This is a genomic window from Ascidiaceihabitans sp. (assembly GCF_039986515.1).
Classification (GTDB): Bacteria; Pseudomonadota; Alphaproteobacteria; order Rhodobacterales; family Rhodobacteraceae; genus Ascidiaceihabitans.
This window is the reverse complement of record NZ_JBDWQO010000013.1, coordinates 55217-71948: the sequence shown is the minus strand read 5'-3', so window position 1 is coordinate 71948 and position 16732 is coordinate 55217. Positions and strand designations below refer to the sequence as shown.

Below are 16732 nucleotides of genomic sequence, written 5' to 3'. Positions count from 1 at the left end.
CTTTCTAAAGGCGGTTCAAAGCAGGTTCGCAGACACCATCGCTGTTTTTAGCGCATGATGCAGGCTACCTGCGGACGACCGCGGCCCCCAAATGCGCACCCCGTCTTCGGGATCCCGACGCAGCACAAAACATCCCAAATGATGGATAGATGTGCGCTGCGCATCACCTGTTTGCATGGCACGGATGTTTAGATTGCAGCACAATTCCATTACGGCTTCCATTTTGGCCCCACGCAGATCAAAGCAAACCCAAGCGTCGGATTGCTCTGTCACGGATGCGGTGTTTTCGAAACGTGTTTTCAGGTCATCGGCCAATGTTTCGTGTGTGTCATAAGGGGCACCAACCATCCACTGGTCCGGACCCATCCAGAATGCCGCTTCCGGATCATGCAACCGGCATTTGCCGGGGCCCGGTGCGTCGCCGTCCAGCAGGTCGGCCAAATGCTTGGCGCATTCGGTCTCGAAGCCCACGCGCGCCATGACGGACGCCAGCGCAAGGCCGGGGTTCTCGGACAGGGTGACTGTGCCTACGGTTTCCACTTGCGGGGTCGCGCCGCCCAATGCGGTGATGGGTGTTAGATCATGCACGAACACGGTCCCCCTCTGGGTCTACAAAGTGGTGGGACACGATTTCCACATCCACCGTTAAATTTGTGACAGGCGATACAAGTCGCATTTTTTCGCCAACGCGTGTGCTGCCATTTTTCAAAAAGCCCAAGCCAATCATGCTATCCAAAGACGGTGAAAAGGCGGCAGACGTCACATAGCCCTGATCGTGCGCGGCATCCACAGGGCCATCCTTGGCCATTAAATGACCTCCCGCAGTGATTTTATCGTTGGCGTCTACTGGTTTGATCCCGATCTGCATCAGGGCGTCTGCCGTGTTCAACCCGTCGCGTTCCGACAGTTTTGATCCGATGCTGTCTTTGGCCTTTGACACCATGCGGCCCATGCCCAGGTTCAACGCGGTGGTTGTGCCGTTCAGCTCATTGCCCGCGGCGTGGCCTTTTTCGATGCGCATCACACCCAAGGCTTCGGTGCCATAGGGGGTGACGTCGAATTCTTCGCCCTCGGCCATCAATCGCCGCATCAACGCGTCGCCGTATCGCGATGGCACTGCGATTTCAAAAGCCAGTTCACCGCTAAAGGAAATCCGGAACAACCGTGCACGTAATCCGCCGCAAACAGTGATGTTGGCACAGGCCATAAAAGGAAAGCCGTCGTTTGAGATGTCGAATTCAGGATCAACAATCTTTTGCAACAACTTGCGTGAATTGGGTCCCGCAACCGCGTATTGTGCCCAGCCTTCGGTGGTGGAAATCAACTGCACGTCCATGTCGGGGCACAGGCACTGGCGCACAAATTCCATGTGCTGGTATACTTTTACGGCATTTGCGGTTGTCGTTGTGACAACAAAATGGTCCTCAGCCAAACGTCCTGCTGTGCCGTCGTCCATGGCGATGCCATCTTCGCGCAACATCAAACCGTAACGGGTTTTCCCAACCGCCAATTTGGCAAAGCCATTGCAATAGATTTTGTTCAAGAACGTCGCCGCATCGGTGCCTTGTACGTCGATTTTTCCCAAAGTCGTGCAATCACACACGCCCACGGACGCCCGCGTCTGCCGTACTTCACGATCGACGCTTTCACGCCAATGCGTTTCGCCGGGCCGGGGGAACCATTGCGCCCGAAGCCAGTTGCCGACCTCGACAAAAACAGCACCTTGTTCCTTTGCCCAATAGTGCGATGGCGTCAGGCGCGTCGGATGAAAGTCCTTGCCCCGCATTCTGCCAGCCAAAGCCCCAATAGCTGTCGGAGTATAGGGAGGGCGGAAAATCGTTGTGCCCACTTCGGGAATGGCCTTGCCTGCCAATTCCGCCATGATCGCCAGCCCGCCGATGTTTGATGTCTTGCCCTGGTCTGTTGCCATCCCAAGCGTCGTGTAGCGCTTTAGGTGTTCAACAGATCTGAAGCCTTCCTGATGGCTTAGTTTCACATCTTTGACGGTCACGTCGTTCTGCTGATCCAACCATGCCCGGCTGCATCCCTCGACATACCAGAAAGGCGTTTGGCTGGTCGGCGCATCTTCGGTGGTGGGTGAAGGTGCTGCCTGTGTACCAAGCATGTCCGCTGCGATTTGCGCCCCTGATTGCATCGCGCCCTGTGTCGAAAAAATGCCTTGTGCGGCACCCGCAACCCGCATTCCAGGGGGCAAAGTACCTCCGGGCACGAAGGCCGCAAGATCGGTGTTCCATGTGGGTCTACCACGTTGATGACACGTCAAATGAACATTGGGGTTCCAGCCGCCGGATACGCCCAAAGCACCACATTCGACAGTGCGCATTGTGCCATCGGCCAGTTTGACCTCTGCAAAGGTCAACCCAAGACGCCCCATGGTATTGACCACTTGCGCCCCCGAAAGCACCTCATAGTCGTAAGACTTCGGCGCGTCAGGTCGGGTGTCGATGACGCTGGCGATTTTTACACCTTTTGCATGCAAGTCCGCTGCGGTGCGATGTCCATCATCGTTATTTGTGAAAATCGCCACGCGTTTTGCGGGGGCTGCGCCGAAGCGGTTCACGTAAGCGCGCATTGCGCCTGCCAGCATGATCCCGGGGCGGTCGTTGTTGTCAAAAGCGATGGGGCGTTCGGTCGCCCCTGCAGTCAGAAGTGTTTGCTTGGCATAGATGCGCCACAGAATTTGACGTGGCGTGCCAGCAGGGGCATTCCGAAGATGGTCCGTGATCCGCTCAACAGCGCCATAGATACCGTGATCAAAGGCCCCGATCACCGTTGTGCGGGGCATCAGGCGTACATTTGGACAGGATGACAGTTCGGCGATTGCGGCTTTGACCCAATCAAGGGCGGGCGCGTCGTCTACGGAAAAAGTCTCGGATATAAGACGTCCGCCAAAGGCAAAATCTTCATCTGCAAGGATGATTTGCTGGCCGGACCGCGCGGCGGTTAGGGCTGCCATCAGCCCGGCAGGACCGGCGCCGACAATCAGCAAATCACAATGGCGAAAGCCCTTGTCGTAAACGTCGGGATCTTCTTGCATGGACAGCGACCCAAGTCCCGCAGCCTTGCGAATAATCGGCTCATACAGCTTTTCCCAGAACGCGGCAGGCCACATGAATGTTTTGTAATAAAAACCCGCTGTCAAAAAGTTGGAAAAGCGGTCGTTGATGGCCATCGCGTCAAAGGCCAAGGATGGCCAGCGATTTTGTGAATTGGCAACCAGCCCGTCAAAAAGTTCTGCTGTAGTGGCGCGGGTGTTTGGTTCTTTGCGCGCCCCTTCGCCAAGCTCTACGATGGCGTTGGGTTCTTCGGACCCTGCCGTGAGCGGTCCGCGCGGGCGGTGATATTTGAAGGATCGCCCCATAAGTCGTACATTGCTGGCCAGCAGCGCAGACGCCAGCGTGTCACCGGGATGGCCTGTATAGCTTTTACCGTCAAACTTGAACTTGAAGGTTGCGGACCGGTCAATCTGGCCGCCGGATACACGGTTTATCTGGGTCATTTTGACCTTCCTTGGGCGCGTGCCACATCGCATGCCATTTCGACCTTGCTGATTTCGTGGGTCAGAGTGTTACGTGTGACCACCAACCACGACCGATCACCGCCTTCATGAAACCAAAGTTCGCGCATGTCGCCGGCCACGTTGTCCCGCAGGTAGGCATAGGCGTGCCAATCTTCGGGGGTGGCCGTTTCAGGATCGGGACGGTCGATCAGCGAGGCGTCGCCAAGATAGACGAATTCGGCGCTGTCGCGGGGGCCAAGGAGGGGGTGATTGATAATCATAAGCGGGGCCTTTTGGGGCAGAGGAAACTTTAGATACTACGCGTGTCAGTGAAGGTTGGGTTGGTTTCCCATGCCTTTTTCGTCGATCATGTCACCTGTTTGGAAACGGTTGAACCGATACGCTGTGGCTGTGGGGTGGGGGGCATCGTTGGCCAGTAAGTGGGCATAAACATAGCCTGATGCTGGCGTAGCCTTGAAGCCGCCGTAGCACCAGCCGCCGTTGAAATACAGCCCGTCAATGTGGGTGCGGTCAATGATGGGAGAGCCGTCCATGGACATGTCCATAATGCCGCCCCACATTCGCAGCAATCGCGCCCGCCCGATCATGGGCATGATGGCCATGCCGCCTTCGCAGACGTCTTCGACCACAGGCAGATTGCCGCGCTGGGCGTATGAATTGTAGCCGTCCAGATCACCGCCAAACACCAAGCCGCCTTTGTTGGATTGGCTGACATAGAAGTGGCCCGCCCCAAAGGTGATGACGCCGGGCAGTACCGGTTTCAGCCCTTCGGAGACAAAGGCTTGCAAAACGTGGCTTTCGATGGGCAAGCGCATGTTGGCTTTGGCCATCAAGCGACCCGAAGATCCGGCCACACATGACGCGACTTTGCCCGCACCGATAAACCCTTTGGAGGTTTCAACGCCCAGGCATTTGCCACCTTCGATGCGAAAACCGGTGACTTCGCAATTTTGTATGATGTCGACGCCGTGCTGATCGGCTGACCGCGCATAGCCCCAGGCAACAGCGTCATGGCGCACTGTACCGCCACGGCGTTGGGCCAGACCGCCCTTGATGGGGAAGCGCGCATCGTCAAAATTCAGAAATGGGTATTCAGCACGAATTTGCGCCTCGTCCAGATACTCGGCGTCCGCCCCGTTTAAAATCATCGCATTGCCGCGTCGGATAAAGGCGTCGCGTTGGGCGTCGGAATGGATCAGGTTCATGATGCCGCGCTGGCTGACCATGGCGTTGTAATTCAGATCCTGTTCCAAGCCCTCCCACAACTTTAGCGAAAATTCGTAAAACGGTTCGTTGCCGTCCAATAGGTAATTGGACCGAATGATGGTTGTGTTGCGCCCAACGTTGCCGCCGCCGATCCACCCTTTTTCGATGACCGCGACGTTGCGCACGCCGTAAACTTTGGCAAGATAATGCGCAGTGGCCAATCCGTGCCCACCCCCGCCTATGATGACGACATCATAGTGGGCTTTTGGCTCAGGATCACGCCACGCTGGTGTCCAACCTTTGTGGCCCAACAAGGCTTCTTTGATGACTTTGAAACCGGAATATCCCATGGAATCAGTCTCCTTTGCCGTAGACTCTCAGAAAACGACGTGCATGACGTCCCGAAACGCGACATCTGTGCATTGAAATCGGACCTGCCTGCAGATTTTGTTGGCTGGATGTTCAAACCCGGATTTGGAAAATTTGCGCCCCTGTAAGAAAAAAACTTGATTGATAGGAAAAATGTGCAACTGTGTATACCATGGAATTCAGATTGGCAGTGCCCAAGAACCGGCACCCGACGCAAGATCGCACAACGCGGCGTTTCCATAAGCCAAGCGGTTTCAAAAGGCCGCACCAACCGGGAGAAACACATGAATAAGTTTACAACAGCTCTGGCATCGGGCGTTCTTGCCTTTGCCCCACTGGCCGTTTTGGCCGAAGACAGCAGTGATCCGATTGTTATTCCAATTCACAACTGGTCATCGCAGATCGTGATGTCGAACGTCGTAGGCCAGATCTTTGAAGAGATGGGCAACAACGTCGAATATGTCACAACGGACAGCCAAGCGGTGTACGAATCCGTGCGTCTTGGTGACGTCACGCTGGAACTGGAAGTCTGGGAAGGCGCATTTGGCGCATCTTACCGCGCGGCCATGGAAAAAGGTGGCATTGTTGACGCTGGGGACCACAACGCGGTGACACGCGAAGACTGGTGGTACCCGATGTGGACCAAAGAAGCCTGCCCGGGTTTGCCAAGCTGGGAAGCTTTGAATGATTGCGCGGCTGTTTTCGCAACGGCCGAGACGGGCGACAAGGGTCGTTATCTGGATGGTCCCGTCGATTGGTTGAAGCACGGTCAGGAACGTGTTGCGGCCTTGGATATGGACTTTGTTGTTGTGAACGCGGGATCTGCTGCGGCGCTTTGGGCTGAAATCGGATCTGCCGAAGCGGACAAGCGTCCTGTTGTCGTCTTTAACTGGACGCCAAACTTTGCCGAAGCCGTATGGCCGGGCGAGTTTGTTGAATTCCCGGCATGGGAAGACGGTTGCGACAAGGATCCAGCCGTTGGCCCAAACAAAGACGCGCTTTATGATTGCGGCAACCCTGCCAAAGGGTACCTGAAAAAAGCGGCATGGGACGGCATGGAAGCCAAATGGCCTGCGGCTTACGGCGTGTTGACCAAAATCTCTTTCACAAACCCACAAATCGCTGAAATGGCAAAGTTTGTCGATGTCGATGAAATGGAGCCGGAAGAAGCAGCCGAAGCTTGGCTGGAAGCCAACCCAGACGTTTGGAAGCCTTGGTTGGGCAACTCCTAAGGGCTTGCTGACATAAGACGACACGCACCCGTCCAAAGTAAATTTGGGCGGGTGTTTTTGACAAAACTGATCTGTTTACCGATGAAAAGAGCCACTCTATGACCGCCGCACCCGTCATTTCATGCAAGAACGTCTGGAAGATTTTTGGGGCCGATCCAGAAGGGTATCTGCAAAAGATGCCGCAGGATCATAGTTTTGATGATATTCGCGCGGATGGCTACATTGCGGGTGTCAAAGACGTCTCTATCGAAGTCAACAAAGGCGAGATGCTGGTGATCATGGGGCTGTCCGGCTCCGGTAAATCCACGCTGGTCCGGTGCTTTTCGCGGTTGCACGACATCACAGGCGGCACGATCGAAGTAGACGGTCAGGACATCATGAAACTGTCCGAAAAAGATTTGATCGAATTGCGCCGCAATAAAATGGGCATGGTTTTTCAGAGCTTTGGGTTGTTGCCGCACCGCACGGTGCTGGACAACGTGGCCTTCCCGTTGGAAATGCGCGGACAAGACAAACATGAACGCCGTGCCCGTGCGCTTGAGGTGGTCAAACTGGTGGGTCTTGAAGGGCGCGAAGATTACTTCCCCCGCGAGTTATCCGGGGGGCAACAGCAGCGGGTCGGCATCGCCAGATCGCTGGCGATTGAACCCGATATCTGGTTTTTGGACGAACCGTTTTCTGCGTTGGACCCGCTGATCCGCCGGGAAATGCAGGACGAATTTTTGCGTCTACAACAGATGCTGAACAAAACAATTGTGTTCATCACACATGATTTTGACGAAGCTTTGCGTCTTGCCGATCGTATCGCCATTATGAAAGACGGCGCTGTGGAACAATGCGACACGCCGGATCAGATCGTGTTGCACCCTGCGACAGAATACGTGCGCAAGTTCACAGAAGAAATCGACAAGGCGCGCGTTATTCATGCTGAAACCTTGGTTCAATCCGAGGATCATGGCAGCGGCGATCCCGTTGATGCCGCCGCGACCGTCAAAGAAATGGCGAAACTGCTGGTTCAGGATACACGCGATGTCATTCCCGTGGCCCGTGATGGCGTTGTGATCGGTGGCTTGCATCGACAGGATGCGCTGGGCATTCTTTTGGGGGCGGAATAATGGCTGGCGCTGGCGCCTCTCGCGAATTGGATCGTTCCAAAACAGCACTTGTGCTGGTGGCAGTCGCCGTCTTCATGACGGCTGTGCATTATTTGGGCCTACTTCCCGAGGTATTGTTTCGGGTGCCCGAAGGTTTGGTGCCCCCTTTTGCCATATGGCTTGACGCTATTTTTAACTTTGTAAAAGACGACCTGGGTCTGCTGAAACTGACCCGCACATTGACAGAAGGCTTGGAGTGGCTGCTGGATGTCACTGCGAACTTGTTATTTGGCAAACGCCGTTGGCCAAACCTTGGGCCCATTCCATGGACATCTGTTGCTGCTGTTGGCGCTGTGATCGGTTACTATCTGGGGGGGTGGCGGATGGCTGCGCTGGCGGGCGGCACATTCATTTGGACGGCGTTGATCGGCCAGTGGAAAATTGCCATGGAGACGATGTCGGTGCTTGTTGTGGCAGCGCCTTTGGCTTTTATGATTGGCTTGACGCTGGGCATTTTGGCGTGGCGCAAACCGTGGGTGAACCGGGCGCTTAAGCCGATATTATCTGTGCTGCAAACCTTGCCGTTTTTCACCTACCTGTTGCCAGCGGTCATTTTCTTCAAAGTGGGACCAACCGCGGGGGCTGTGGCGACCACGATCTACGCCATTCCCCCGATGATTTTGATGACAACACTGGGTTTGCAAAAAGTTTCACCCGAAGTTGTGGAAGCTGGTGAAATGAGCGGCTGCACCCGTTGGCAATTGCTGCGCCACGTCTACTTGCCCTCTGCCCGGACCGAGATTTTGGTGGGGGTCAATCAAGTCATCATGCTGTGTCTGGCTATGGTGGTTCTGACCGCTTTCATCGGTATGCCGGGCCTTGGCGCAAAATTGCTGGCGATGATGGGCAGTTTCAAATTGGGTCGATCTTTTGAGATTGGCGTCACGATCGTGTTGCTTGCCGTGACCCTGGACCGCATGTCCAAGGCGTGGGTTGTCAAACAGCCGGAGCATTTTGAAAAAGGGACACCGTGGTGGAAGCGTCATTTAATGTTGCTTTTGGGTGTGGGTTTGTTTGTGCTTTTCATTGGAGTGGCGCAATTCATTGAGGTTGCATCGACGATCGGGCGTAAACAAAACTTTAGCCAAGGCAAGGAAATCGACACGCTGATCAAGGGTTTTCTAAACATTGATGCCGTGAAAGCGACGACAGGGTTTTTACGGGCATTTCTGAACGTGCAGGTGTTGATTCCGTTCAGAAACTTCATGCTGTCCATCCCGACGCCAGCCTTCATTCTGCTGATTGTTGCGTTCGCTTTGTGGTTGGGTGGCAAACGGCAAGCGGTGCTGGCTGCAATCTTCTTTTCTTTGGTCGCTTTCTCGGGGTGGTGGGATCGGTCCGTTATCACGCTGTATTCCGTGATTTCCGCCGTGGCCTTGGCGATGCTGATCGGATTGCCTTTGGGCATTTGGGCGGCGCGGACTGAAAGGTGGTCAAACCGGATTCTGCTGGTTTGCGATACCGCCCAAACATTCCCAAGCTTTGTTTACTTGATCCCTGCCATCATGTTGTTCGGGATCACGGACATTGCTGTGATCTTTTCAATCCTTATTTTTGCGATGGTGCCACTGACCCGCTACACCATCGAAGGGCTGCGATCTGTTCCCGAAGAAATGACCGAAGCCGCCGATATGTCAGGGGCCACCCGCATGCAAAAATTGTGGAAAGTGCAATTGCCTTTGGCTTTGCCGACCATGGCTGTCGGGTTCAATCAGGCGATTATGTTTGCATTTTTCATGGTGATCATCGCGGCATTCATCGGCACGCAAGATTTGGGCCAAGAACTTCAACGCACATTGGCAGGTACCGATTTAGGCAAAAACTTTGTGCTTGGGATTTGCGTGTCCTTGATGGCTTTGACCTTCGATTTGACCATCCTCAAATGGGCGTCAGATCAGAAGAAAGCCTTGGGGTTAGGGGACTGACGAAGCAATGGTTCGGGGCGTTAGTCTACCCCAGGACAGCGGCCTTGTTGCAGTTGCCTGATATGACGCCCCAACCCGTAAACGACCCTGATTTGGTCGCTGTCTGTGATCTCAAAAGCAACCCAGCCGCGCGTTTCAACATTGGCGGCCGGTTGCAAGCGCATCCGGTCACCGCGACCAAGGGCAAAGGCCTGCGGGAAGGTTGTGCTTGGTCCTTCGTGAAACGTCAACTGATTGGGCAGCACGCAATGGGTTTTGCCAGCGCCATAGGACAGCGTGATCGGGGCAGGGGGCGCGAATTTTTGCGCCAAATTGCGCTCTAGGATCACCATACCAACGAAACCGCAGACATATCCCAGAACGACTGCGCCTGAGACCAAAACGGCCTTTGTTCTGCCGTCCAAAACCTTATTCCGCATGACAATTAAGGCAAGGCGCAGGAAGGTTGCTGCCACTGAGGTCGACAGCATTGCAGCGATACCTGCAAAGTAGAATAAAATGGCAGCGTCACTGGCGCTTTTCGGGGCATGATCCCCGGACAGATACCGATAGGCCACAAACAAAAACACAAGGCCAGTCAAGCACAAGACCCCCATGACAGCTCGCGTGGTTTTGGGCGGCAAAGAGGTTTTGAAAACCACAAAGGCAATTCCAAACACAACGCTGGTCAAAAGCAGGGTCAAAGCGACAACGGTCAAGGCCGCGGCGAGGTCGGCCAGTATGATTATTCCAACCATTCAGTCACGATCATGTTGTGGGCCACCTTTGACAACCCATCAAAGCAAAAAGCCGCACAGAGGACTGCGCGGCTTTGATAGATTTCACTTTTGGGAAAACGCTTAGCGGCGCAGGCCCAAACGTTTGATCAGGTCTTGGTAACGGGCTTCGTCTTTGGCGCGGGCATAGTCCAGCAGCTTCCGACGTGTCGCAACCATTTTCAACAAACCACGACGGCCGTGGTTGTCTTTTTTGTGTGTTTTGAAGTGCTCTGTCAGTGTCGCGATGCGCGAAGACAGGATAGCAACTTGCACTTCTGGGGAACCTGTATCGCCTTCTTTGATGGCGAACTCTTTCATCAGTCGTGCTTTTTCTTCTGGCGTAATCGACATCGGGGTCTCCTTTAAAAGGTTGGTGTGATGGCGCAGCCCGGGATGTCGTCCAGTGCAGGCCCATGGAGGTATTGCTTATGATTCCACAAGCAATGGGCGCGTATAGGAAGTTTCGCGCCAAATGGCAAAGAGAAATTGGATGTGAAAGGCGCTGATCAGGCCGCTAGGCTTGCAAAGCCAGCGCTTGCAGCCACACTCATCGGGATAAGGGATACGTCGGAGTAATCAAATCCTGTATCCGCATCGACAGTGGCCACCACCACGCCGTCCATTTTGACAAACATCACGGCTTCGTTTTCGGGATCAACTTCAAGGTCCACCATGGGTTCTTCCCCAAGGCTGTCATCCCAGATCAGAATCAGATTATCGTCCATCACATTAAAATCGGTAATCGATGTGGCATTGCCTTCCGTGATCCAGTTCCCAGCGATGAAGGTGTCGGCACCGGCGCCGCCCGTGGCGATGTCTTGCGCGCCCATCAGGATTTCATCGTCGCCTTGGCCGCCATTCAGAAAGTCACTGTCGTCGCTGTCGCTAAGGCCTGTTGTGGCGGGATCATTTTCTACACCGCTCAGCACATCGTCTCCGTCGTCGCCAAACAAGGCGTCCGACCCGGCGCCACCCTTCAAGATGTCATTTCCGTCGCCCCCCTGAAGGGCGTCATCCCCTGCGTCACCAGAAAGTAGGTCGTCACCGGCAGATCCATAAAGACTGTCATTACCACTTCCGCCGTTCAGCGTGTCATTGTCATTGTGACCAAACAGGGCATCGGCCCCGTCGCCGCCATTCAACGTATCGTTGCCGTCCTCACCGTGCAGGGTGTCATCGCCTGCATCGCCATGGACCAGGTCGTTGTCATCACCTCCGTACATGACATCATTGTCGTCGCCGCCGTACAGGGTGTCGTCGCCCCCTCGGCCGCCGACCTGGTCGTTCCCACCCATAGCGTCCAATTCATCGGCGCCATCGGTGCCTGCCAGAATTTCGGCGTCATCACTTGCGATGTCGTAGGGGATGTCATCGTTTAAGGTGTCGGTATCTTGCGGGTAAGTTGTTTCGCTGTCAGCAACGGTGGTGTCTGTATCTTCCGCCACATTTTCGGAGGTGGCGGCATCCAATTCCAATGCGTCTTGTTCTTCGTTTTCAAGGCGCACAGTAGGGTTCTGCGTTTCTTCTGCTTCTTCTTCGGTCTCGTCCATTTCAACGAATGTTACGGCACCAACTGCCATCAAACCCATCAAACCTGCCAACCAAAGCATAAAACACTTCCCACATACCGGAATTTACCACCGGCTGCATAACACGTATCACGATTCGATCCAAAGCCCGAACCGATGGTTGGTTAACAGATGATGAAGGCTGGAAAACGGACTAAAGCCACGCCTCGGGCTGCTGGACGTAAGGTAGATACAAAGGGTGTTTGGGATGGCCTGCCTTGGACAAACCAAGGTGGAACAGGGGGCGATTTGTGGATCGAAGAAGCGTTTCTACAGCGGCTCCGCGTGCCAAATGCGCCCCGTGTGTACCCCACGCCGCAATCACGTCATCGGCCCAGGCAACCCCATCAAGAATGGCGGCGTCATTGTGCGGCCCAACGGGGTCGGCTGCTGCCTTCATTCCCTTCGGATCAGTGTCGCGCCAAGCGAAGATATTGGTGACTTGAAACGCCCCGAACCCAAGCGTTCGGGCGCGTCTTTCACAGCGTTCCACGGTAGGGTCGTTTTGCACTTCTGTGGCAGTCGAAGGGTTAAGCATCACAAACAACACTTTGCGGCCCGAGGTGTCCCAGTTTCGGGTCAGGCTGTACCGGTAGCATTCGCAATCTGAATAAACAGCGACCGATGGTGCGTCGCCTTTGGTGTGAGAACGTGTGATCATAGCCCTTGGTGCCAGTAAATAGGCTGCACTTCAATGGTGCAGCCTTTGGTTTTATACAGGTTTTCAGATGGTTGCTGGTTTCATGCGGCCTGGCAGTTCCAATACTGCCCCCTTGGCTTCCATGATGTAAGCCGCAACGAAGGCGTAAAGAACATGCCCCCAAAGCGCGACCCAAGTGATGCCGGTGAAGCCAAGGAAAGGCTTATTGCCCGCGATCAAATGGGCCACCACATAAAGGGCCAAAACCCATAGGGCGACACCGTAAACGGCGGCTGTCACGGACCAATGCAAACGGGGTAAGATGGCGCGTTGAACGGGGCGTGCAATTGCAAAGTACCCTACGGCGTAAAAGACAAGGCCAGTCAGGACATGTAGAAGATGGGCGGCGCCAGATGGATTGGCACCGAAGACAGATTTCAAGGTCGCGCCAGCAAGGCCCACTGGCGCAAGTTTTGAGTAGCCCAGCAACGGGCTGATCGCCTGTCCAAACGTGTCAAACGCAAGGGTGGCAAAAGCGCCTGCAGTCAGTACGGTGGTGATTGTGCGAAGCTGTGTCATGTGTCTGTCCTTTTTTAGGGTTCCGGTGTGTCGCAACTGTTTTAACAATTGGTTCCGAATGTGTCAGGAAACAGCTTCGATCACGCTTCTCTGATGAGATCGTTAAGATTTGATATAGTTTTTGACACAAACGTGGCGCATCGCTCACAGACCTGTGAGCGGTGTTTCCATCTGTAACGTAAATGCGTCCGTTGTAACAAAAGGCCGGTGGTTTAGGTGTTGAACACGCGGCTTGGGTGTAATTCACCAGACTTGAAACGCCCAACGGCTACGGCTTTTCCATCCAACGACGCCCAGCATTCGTCACCATATTCGACGTCTGAGGCAAAGACCATGCCGGGGTTGCCGTTGCGCATCTTGGCGGCCCCTTCATCTGTGGCGCGGACCTCGGGCAGCTCTTGCAGCCCTTCTTCCAAGGGGCGCAGAAACGCATCAAGGTCAGGTGTTTTTGCCAAAGCGTCTACCTGTTCAAGGGTGACGCCGTCACTGGCATCGAAGGGTCCTGACCAGATACGGCGCAATTCGCGGACGTGACCGTGACATCCAAGTGCTTCGCCCAGATCCCGCGCGATTGAGCGCACATAGCCCCCCTTGCCACAGGTCATTTCAAGCGTGACGTGATCTGCGTCGGGGCGGTCGGTCATGACCAATTCCTCGACCCACAAAGGACGTGCCGCGATTTCGACGTCTTCGCCGTCACGCGCCAGTTTATAGGCCCGTTGGCCATCAATCTTCACAGCAGAGAATTTGGGCGGCACTTGCATGATGTCACCCACGAAAGCGCCCAACGCATCCTTGATCGCGGCGTCTTCGGGGCGCAGATCACTTGACGCGATCACTTCGCCTTCCGCGTCGTCTGTGTTGGTGGCTTGGCCCAAACGCACCGTGAATGTGTAGGCCTTCAAGGCGTGGGTGATAAACGGAACGGTCTTGGTGGCTTCACCAAGGGCGACGGCCAGAACACCGGTTGCGTCCGGATCCAAAGTGCCTGCGTGGCCTGCTTTCTTGGCATCCATTGCCCAACGCACTTTATTGACCACAGCGGTGGATGTCAGACCCGCCGGTTTGTCGACCACAAGCCAACCGGAAATATCGCGACCTTTGCGTTTACGTGCCATGGGATTGCCTTTGTGGAGGTTTCAGAGCGTGCGGCCTATCTTGCACCGCACATGCTGTCAATTCGCAGGGGTGTCCGTGCTAATGACGGTGCCGATGATTGGACCAAGCCGGCGGCCAAAATCATTGCGGTTCAGGTCCGGCGCATACAACCGGCTGACGTTGCCATCAAAAAACAGCGCCTGTGGCAGTTTTAAGTGGTCGCGGAAAAACGATCCAAAAGAGTGAAAATTCACAAACCCTTTGGAAATGACAAAAACTGCTGTTTTGCCATCTGCAGATGTGCCAACGCCATTGCGCAGATAGCGCGATGTGCCGTCTTGCAGAAAGCGGGGGTGCAGGGCACCGTCGATGACCAACATTGGACCTGATTGTGTGGCGTGGATGCAGCTTGGGGCCTCGTCCACAAATCGCAGTGTCTCTATCACATCGGCGCGGCCTTCGCGGATGCATAAGACGCCGTTCGGCAAAAGGCCAAAGTTGCCGGGACCTGAATTGGGAATGACGCGCATCAGTTCTTTGCCGTCCTCGACGTAGTGGCCGACAGGGGCGCGGTCGTCATGATACATGCCGGCGTTCATGGCAAAGCCAAGTGTTTTGCCTTGGGCTTTAAGGGCGCGGTTGATCGCGTCGAATTGGCCGTACGGCGCACCTTCTGGATCATACAGGAACAATCGCAGGTCTTCGGACGCCATATCGACATGACACACGGAATATCCGGCGCCCTCATAGGTTACGTCTTTGCAGGTGGCGGCCTGAACCACCCCGGCACTGAGCAACCATATCAGGGCAATGCGGAAAATCATTCCTGCGTGTCTCGGCGCACGTCCGCCTGATCCAGCATGCGGCGGGTTTCGTCCATGCGGTCAAATGTGGTGTCCAACTGGAACCGCAAGTCAGGTGTGAATTTCAAAGCCAACCGCTTGCCCATGAAACGGCGCAATTCGCCTTTGTTGCGAGCCAGCAGTTTCAAACAGTCTTCCTGTCCTTCGCCCCCCAACGGCAACACGTAAGCTGTCGCAATTTTAAGGTCGGATGACACGCGCACTTCGCCCACCGTGATCGACATGCGGTTCAAGTCGCTGTCATGCACATCGCCCCGCGACAGCACATCGGAAAGAGCGCGGCGGATGGTTTCACCGACACGCAATTGTCTTTGTGACGGGCCAGAGCCGTCCTGAAATTTGTTCTTTGCCATAAATGTGCATGTAAGGCCCCGCGCAGGCTTTGCCAAGCGCAGCCTTGCGGGGTAACAGATGAAGGCAGATTTGCGCGGAAGGAAACATGACATGAGCAATGGACCGGGAATTGTAATCACAGGGGCCTCCGGGCGCATGGGGCAAATGCTGATTAAAACGATACTGGACAGTGATCGTGCACATCTTGCGGGGGCGATTGAGCGTGAAGGCCATGACTGGGTCGGGCGCGATGTGGGCGAGGCGATGGGCGGCACAGCCAACGGGGTTATCGTCACTGACGATGCCCTGGAAGCGATTTCAAAAGCGCAAGTGGTGATTGATTTTACGGCCCCTGCTGCGACATTGGCCTTTGCGGCCCTGTGCGCCCAAGCCCGCGCTGTGCATGTGATCGGAACAACAGGCATGACGGACGATGACATCGCCAATCTGGAACCTGCGTCGCGTCATGCTGTGATCGTGCGTGCCGGAAACATGAGCCTTGGTGTCAATCTTTTGACGCAGCTTACTAAAAAGGTGGCTGCGGCGCTGGATGAAGACTTTGATATTGAAGTGATCGAAGCGCACCACCACCACAAAGTCGATGCGCCATCAGGTACGGCTTTGATGTTGGGTGAAGCCGCCGCCGAAGGGCGGGGCGTTGCGTTGAAAGATGTCAGTGACAGCGGGCGAGACGGGATCACAGGTGCACGTAAACGCGGCGACATCGGATTTTCGGCCATCCGTGGCGGCGATATTGTCGGTGAACATGACGTGTTGTTTGCGGCCCCCGGCGAACGCATTATTTTGCGCCATATGGCGACGGATCGGGGGATCTTTGCCCGCGGCGCATTGAAGGCGGCCCTTTGGGGGCTGGATCAATCTCCGGGTCATTATGACATGTTGGATGTGCTTGGATTAAGCTAACTTGGCTAAAAACCGCCCAAAATAGATGCTGACGTTGAGGGTGCGGTCACACTTTTGATCTAGATTTTGATCCAGATCGCAGTGTGCTGCGTATTGTTTGGTAAGTTCTGTTGAAAGGGTGTGCCCTGTGCAAAAGTTTTTCGCCACGATTGCTGTCGCTGCCTGTGTATCTGCCCACACCGCTGCCGCAGATGTCGCCAAAGTGCAAGACAAGCGTCAATTCGTTGATCTGGTTGCCGGCAAGACCCTAACGCGTCCTTTCGTGAAACTGGAAGTGTCCAAGGATGGCACAATATCAGGGCGCGGTGCGCGTTGGGATGTGACGGGACAATGGGCATGGCGAGACGGCTATTTTTGCCGTGACTTGTTCTGGGGTGGGGACCCGCTGGGGTACAACTGTCAGGAGGTCACTGTCCGCGAAGGCCGTGTTAAATTCACGTCGGACAAGGGCAATGGCGATTCCGCAGAGTTCCGTGTGAAGTAACCTGATCCAGCGGTGCGCCCCCTGTTCGGGGACGCGTTTCATTCTGATTTGGCGCAAG

Annotated in this window: 17 protein-coding genes; 5 read left to right on the top strand and 12 right to left on the bottom strand. The window is 55.1% G+C overall.

What is annotated here, in order from left to right; all coding sequences use genetic code 11:
- Positions 1-15: 15 nt before the first annotated feature.
- Genes ABJL60_RS12285 through ABJL60_RS12270 form a run of 4 tightly spaced genes read right to left on the bottom strand, consistent with a single transcriptional unit; the run spans position 16 to position 5097 of the window.
- Positions 16-588 (bottom strand): sarcosine oxidase subunit gamma, encoded by a 573-nt coding sequence (locus ABJL60_RS12285; RefSeq protein ID WP_348374401.1) that lies wholly within the window; start codon positions 586-588, stop codon positions 16-18.
- Positions 581-3520, bottom strand: coding sequence for a sarcosine oxidase subunit alpha family protein (locus ABJL60_RS12280; RefSeq protein ID WP_348374400.1), 2940 nt, complete (start codon positions 3518-3520; stop codon positions 581-583). The genes ABJL60_RS12285 and ABJL60_RS12280 overlap by 8 nt, the downstream gene beginning before the upstream one ends.
- Positions 3517-3801, bottom strand: a complete 285-nt coding sequence (locus tag ABJL60_RS12275) for a sarcosine oxidase subunit delta (protein WP_348374399.1) — start codon at positions 3799-3801, stop codon at positions 3517-3519. Before ABJL60_RS12275 ends, ABJL60_RS12280 begins: the two co-directional genes overlap by 4 nt.
- A 45-nt stretch (positions 3802-3846) precedes the next feature.
- Positions 3847-5097, bottom strand: coding sequence for a sarcosine oxidase subunit beta family protein (locus ABJL60_RS12270; RefSeq protein WP_348374398.1), 1251 nt, complete (start codon positions 5095-5097; stop codon positions 3847-3849).
- Positions 5098-5400: 303 nt separating this feature from the next.
- Between ABJL60_RS12270 and ABJL60_RS12265 the strand changes: the two genes are divergently transcribed.
- The 3 genes from ABJL60_RS12265 to ABJL60_RS12255 all read left to right on the top strand — a co-directional run bounded on the left by ABJL60_RS12265 (position 5401) and on the right by ABJL60_RS12255 (position 9427).
- Positions 5401-6348 (top strand): ABC transporter substrate-binding protein, encoded by a 948-nt coding sequence (locus ABJL60_RS12265; RefSeq protein ID WP_348286531.1) that lies wholly within the window; start codon positions 5401-5403, stop codon positions 6346-6348.
- Between the two features lie 98 nt (positions 6349-6446).
- The gene (locus ABJL60_RS12260) at positions 6447-7463 is read left to right on the top strand and encodes a betaine/proline/choline family ABC transporter ATP-binding protein (protein ID WP_348374397.1); all 1017 of its coding nucleotides are present in this window, start codon (positions 6447-6449) and stop codon (positions 7461-7463) included.
- The gene (locus tag ABJL60_RS12255) at positions 7463-9427 is read left to right on the top strand and encodes an ABC transporter permease subunit (protein ID WP_348374396.1); all 1965 of its coding nucleotides are present in this window, start codon (positions 7463-7465) and stop codon (positions 9425-9427) included. Before ABJL60_RS12260 ends, ABJL60_RS12255 begins: the two co-directional genes overlap by 1 nt.
- 20 nt (positions 9428-9447) lie before the next feature.
- Here the strand turns inward: ABJL60_RS12255 and ABJL60_RS12250 are convergent, their stop codons facing one another.
- From ABJL60_RS12250 to rbfA, 8 genes are all read right to left on the bottom strand, one after another.
- Positions 9448-10164 carry a hypothetical protein gene (locus ABJL60_RS12250; RefSeq protein WP_348374395.1) on the bottom strand — a complete coding sequence of 239 codons (717 nt, stop codon included), beginning with the start codon at positions 10162-10164 and terminating at the stop codon, positions 9448-9450.
- 102 nt (positions 10165-10266) lie between these two features.
- On the bottom strand, positions 10267-10536 hold the full coding sequence (gene rpsO / locus ABJL60_RS12245) for a 30S ribosomal protein S15 (RefSeq protein ID WP_108827019.1): 270 nt from the start codon (positions 10534-10536) through the stop codon (positions 10267-10269).
- 155 nt (positions 10537-10691) lie between these two features.
- The gene (locus tag ABJL60_RS12240; protein ID WP_348374394.1) at positions 10692-11795 is read right to left on the bottom strand and encodes a calcium-binding protein; all 1104 of its coding nucleotides are present in this window, start codon (positions 11793-11795) and stop codon (positions 10692-10694) included.
- A gap of 112 nt (positions 11796-11907) precedes the next feature.
- Complete coding sequence (locus tag ABJL60_RS12235; RefSeq protein ID WP_348286540.1) at positions 11908-12414, bottom strand: DUF1643 domain-containing protein; 507 nt, start codon at positions 12412-12414, stop codon at positions 11908-11910.
- Positions 12415-12477: 63 nt separating this feature from the next.
- A complete protein-coding gene (locus ABJL60_RS12230) occupies positions 12478-12972 on the bottom strand; it encodes a hypothetical protein (RefSeq protein WP_348286542.1) in 495 nt (164 codons plus the stop codon).
- A 212-nt stretch (positions 12973-13184) separates the two neighbouring features.
- Positions 13185-14090 carry a tRNA pseudouridine(55) synthase TruB gene (gene truB, locus ABJL60_RS12225; protein WP_348374393.1) on the bottom strand — a complete coding sequence of 302 codons (906 nt, stop codon included), beginning with the start codon at positions 14088-14090 and terminating at the stop codon, positions 13185-13187.
- Positions 14091-14147: 57 nt separating this feature from the next.
- A complete protein-coding gene (locus ABJL60_RS12220) occupies positions 14148-14894 on the bottom strand; it encodes a phosphodiester glycosidase family protein (RefSeq protein ID WP_348286546.1) in 747 nt (248 codons plus the stop codon).
- Positions 14891-15286 carry a 30S ribosome-binding factor RbfA gene (gene rbfA, locus ABJL60_RS12215; RefSeq protein WP_348286548.1) on the bottom strand — a complete coding sequence of 132 codons (396 nt, stop codon included), beginning with the start codon at positions 15284-15286 and terminating at the stop codon, positions 14891-14893. Before rbfA ends, ABJL60_RS12220 begins: the two co-directional genes overlap by 4 nt.
- 91 nt (positions 15287-15377) lie before the next feature.
- Here rbfA and dapB point away from each other — a divergent pair, with 91 nt between their 5' ends.
- Positions 15378-16190 carry a 4-hydroxy-tetrahydrodipicolinate reductase gene (gene dapB / locus ABJL60_RS12210; RefSeq protein WP_348286550.1) on the top strand — a complete coding sequence of 271 codons (813 nt, stop codon included), beginning with the start codon at positions 15378-15380 and terminating at the stop codon, positions 16188-16190.
- Positions 16191-16317: 127 nt separating this feature from the next.
- The gene (locus ABJL60_RS12205) at positions 16318-16674 is read left to right on the top strand and encodes a dihydrodipicolinate reductase (RefSeq protein ID WP_348374392.1); all 357 of its coding nucleotides are present in this window, start codon (positions 16318-16320) and stop codon (positions 16672-16674) included.
- Positions 16675-16732: the final 58 nt, after the last annotated feature.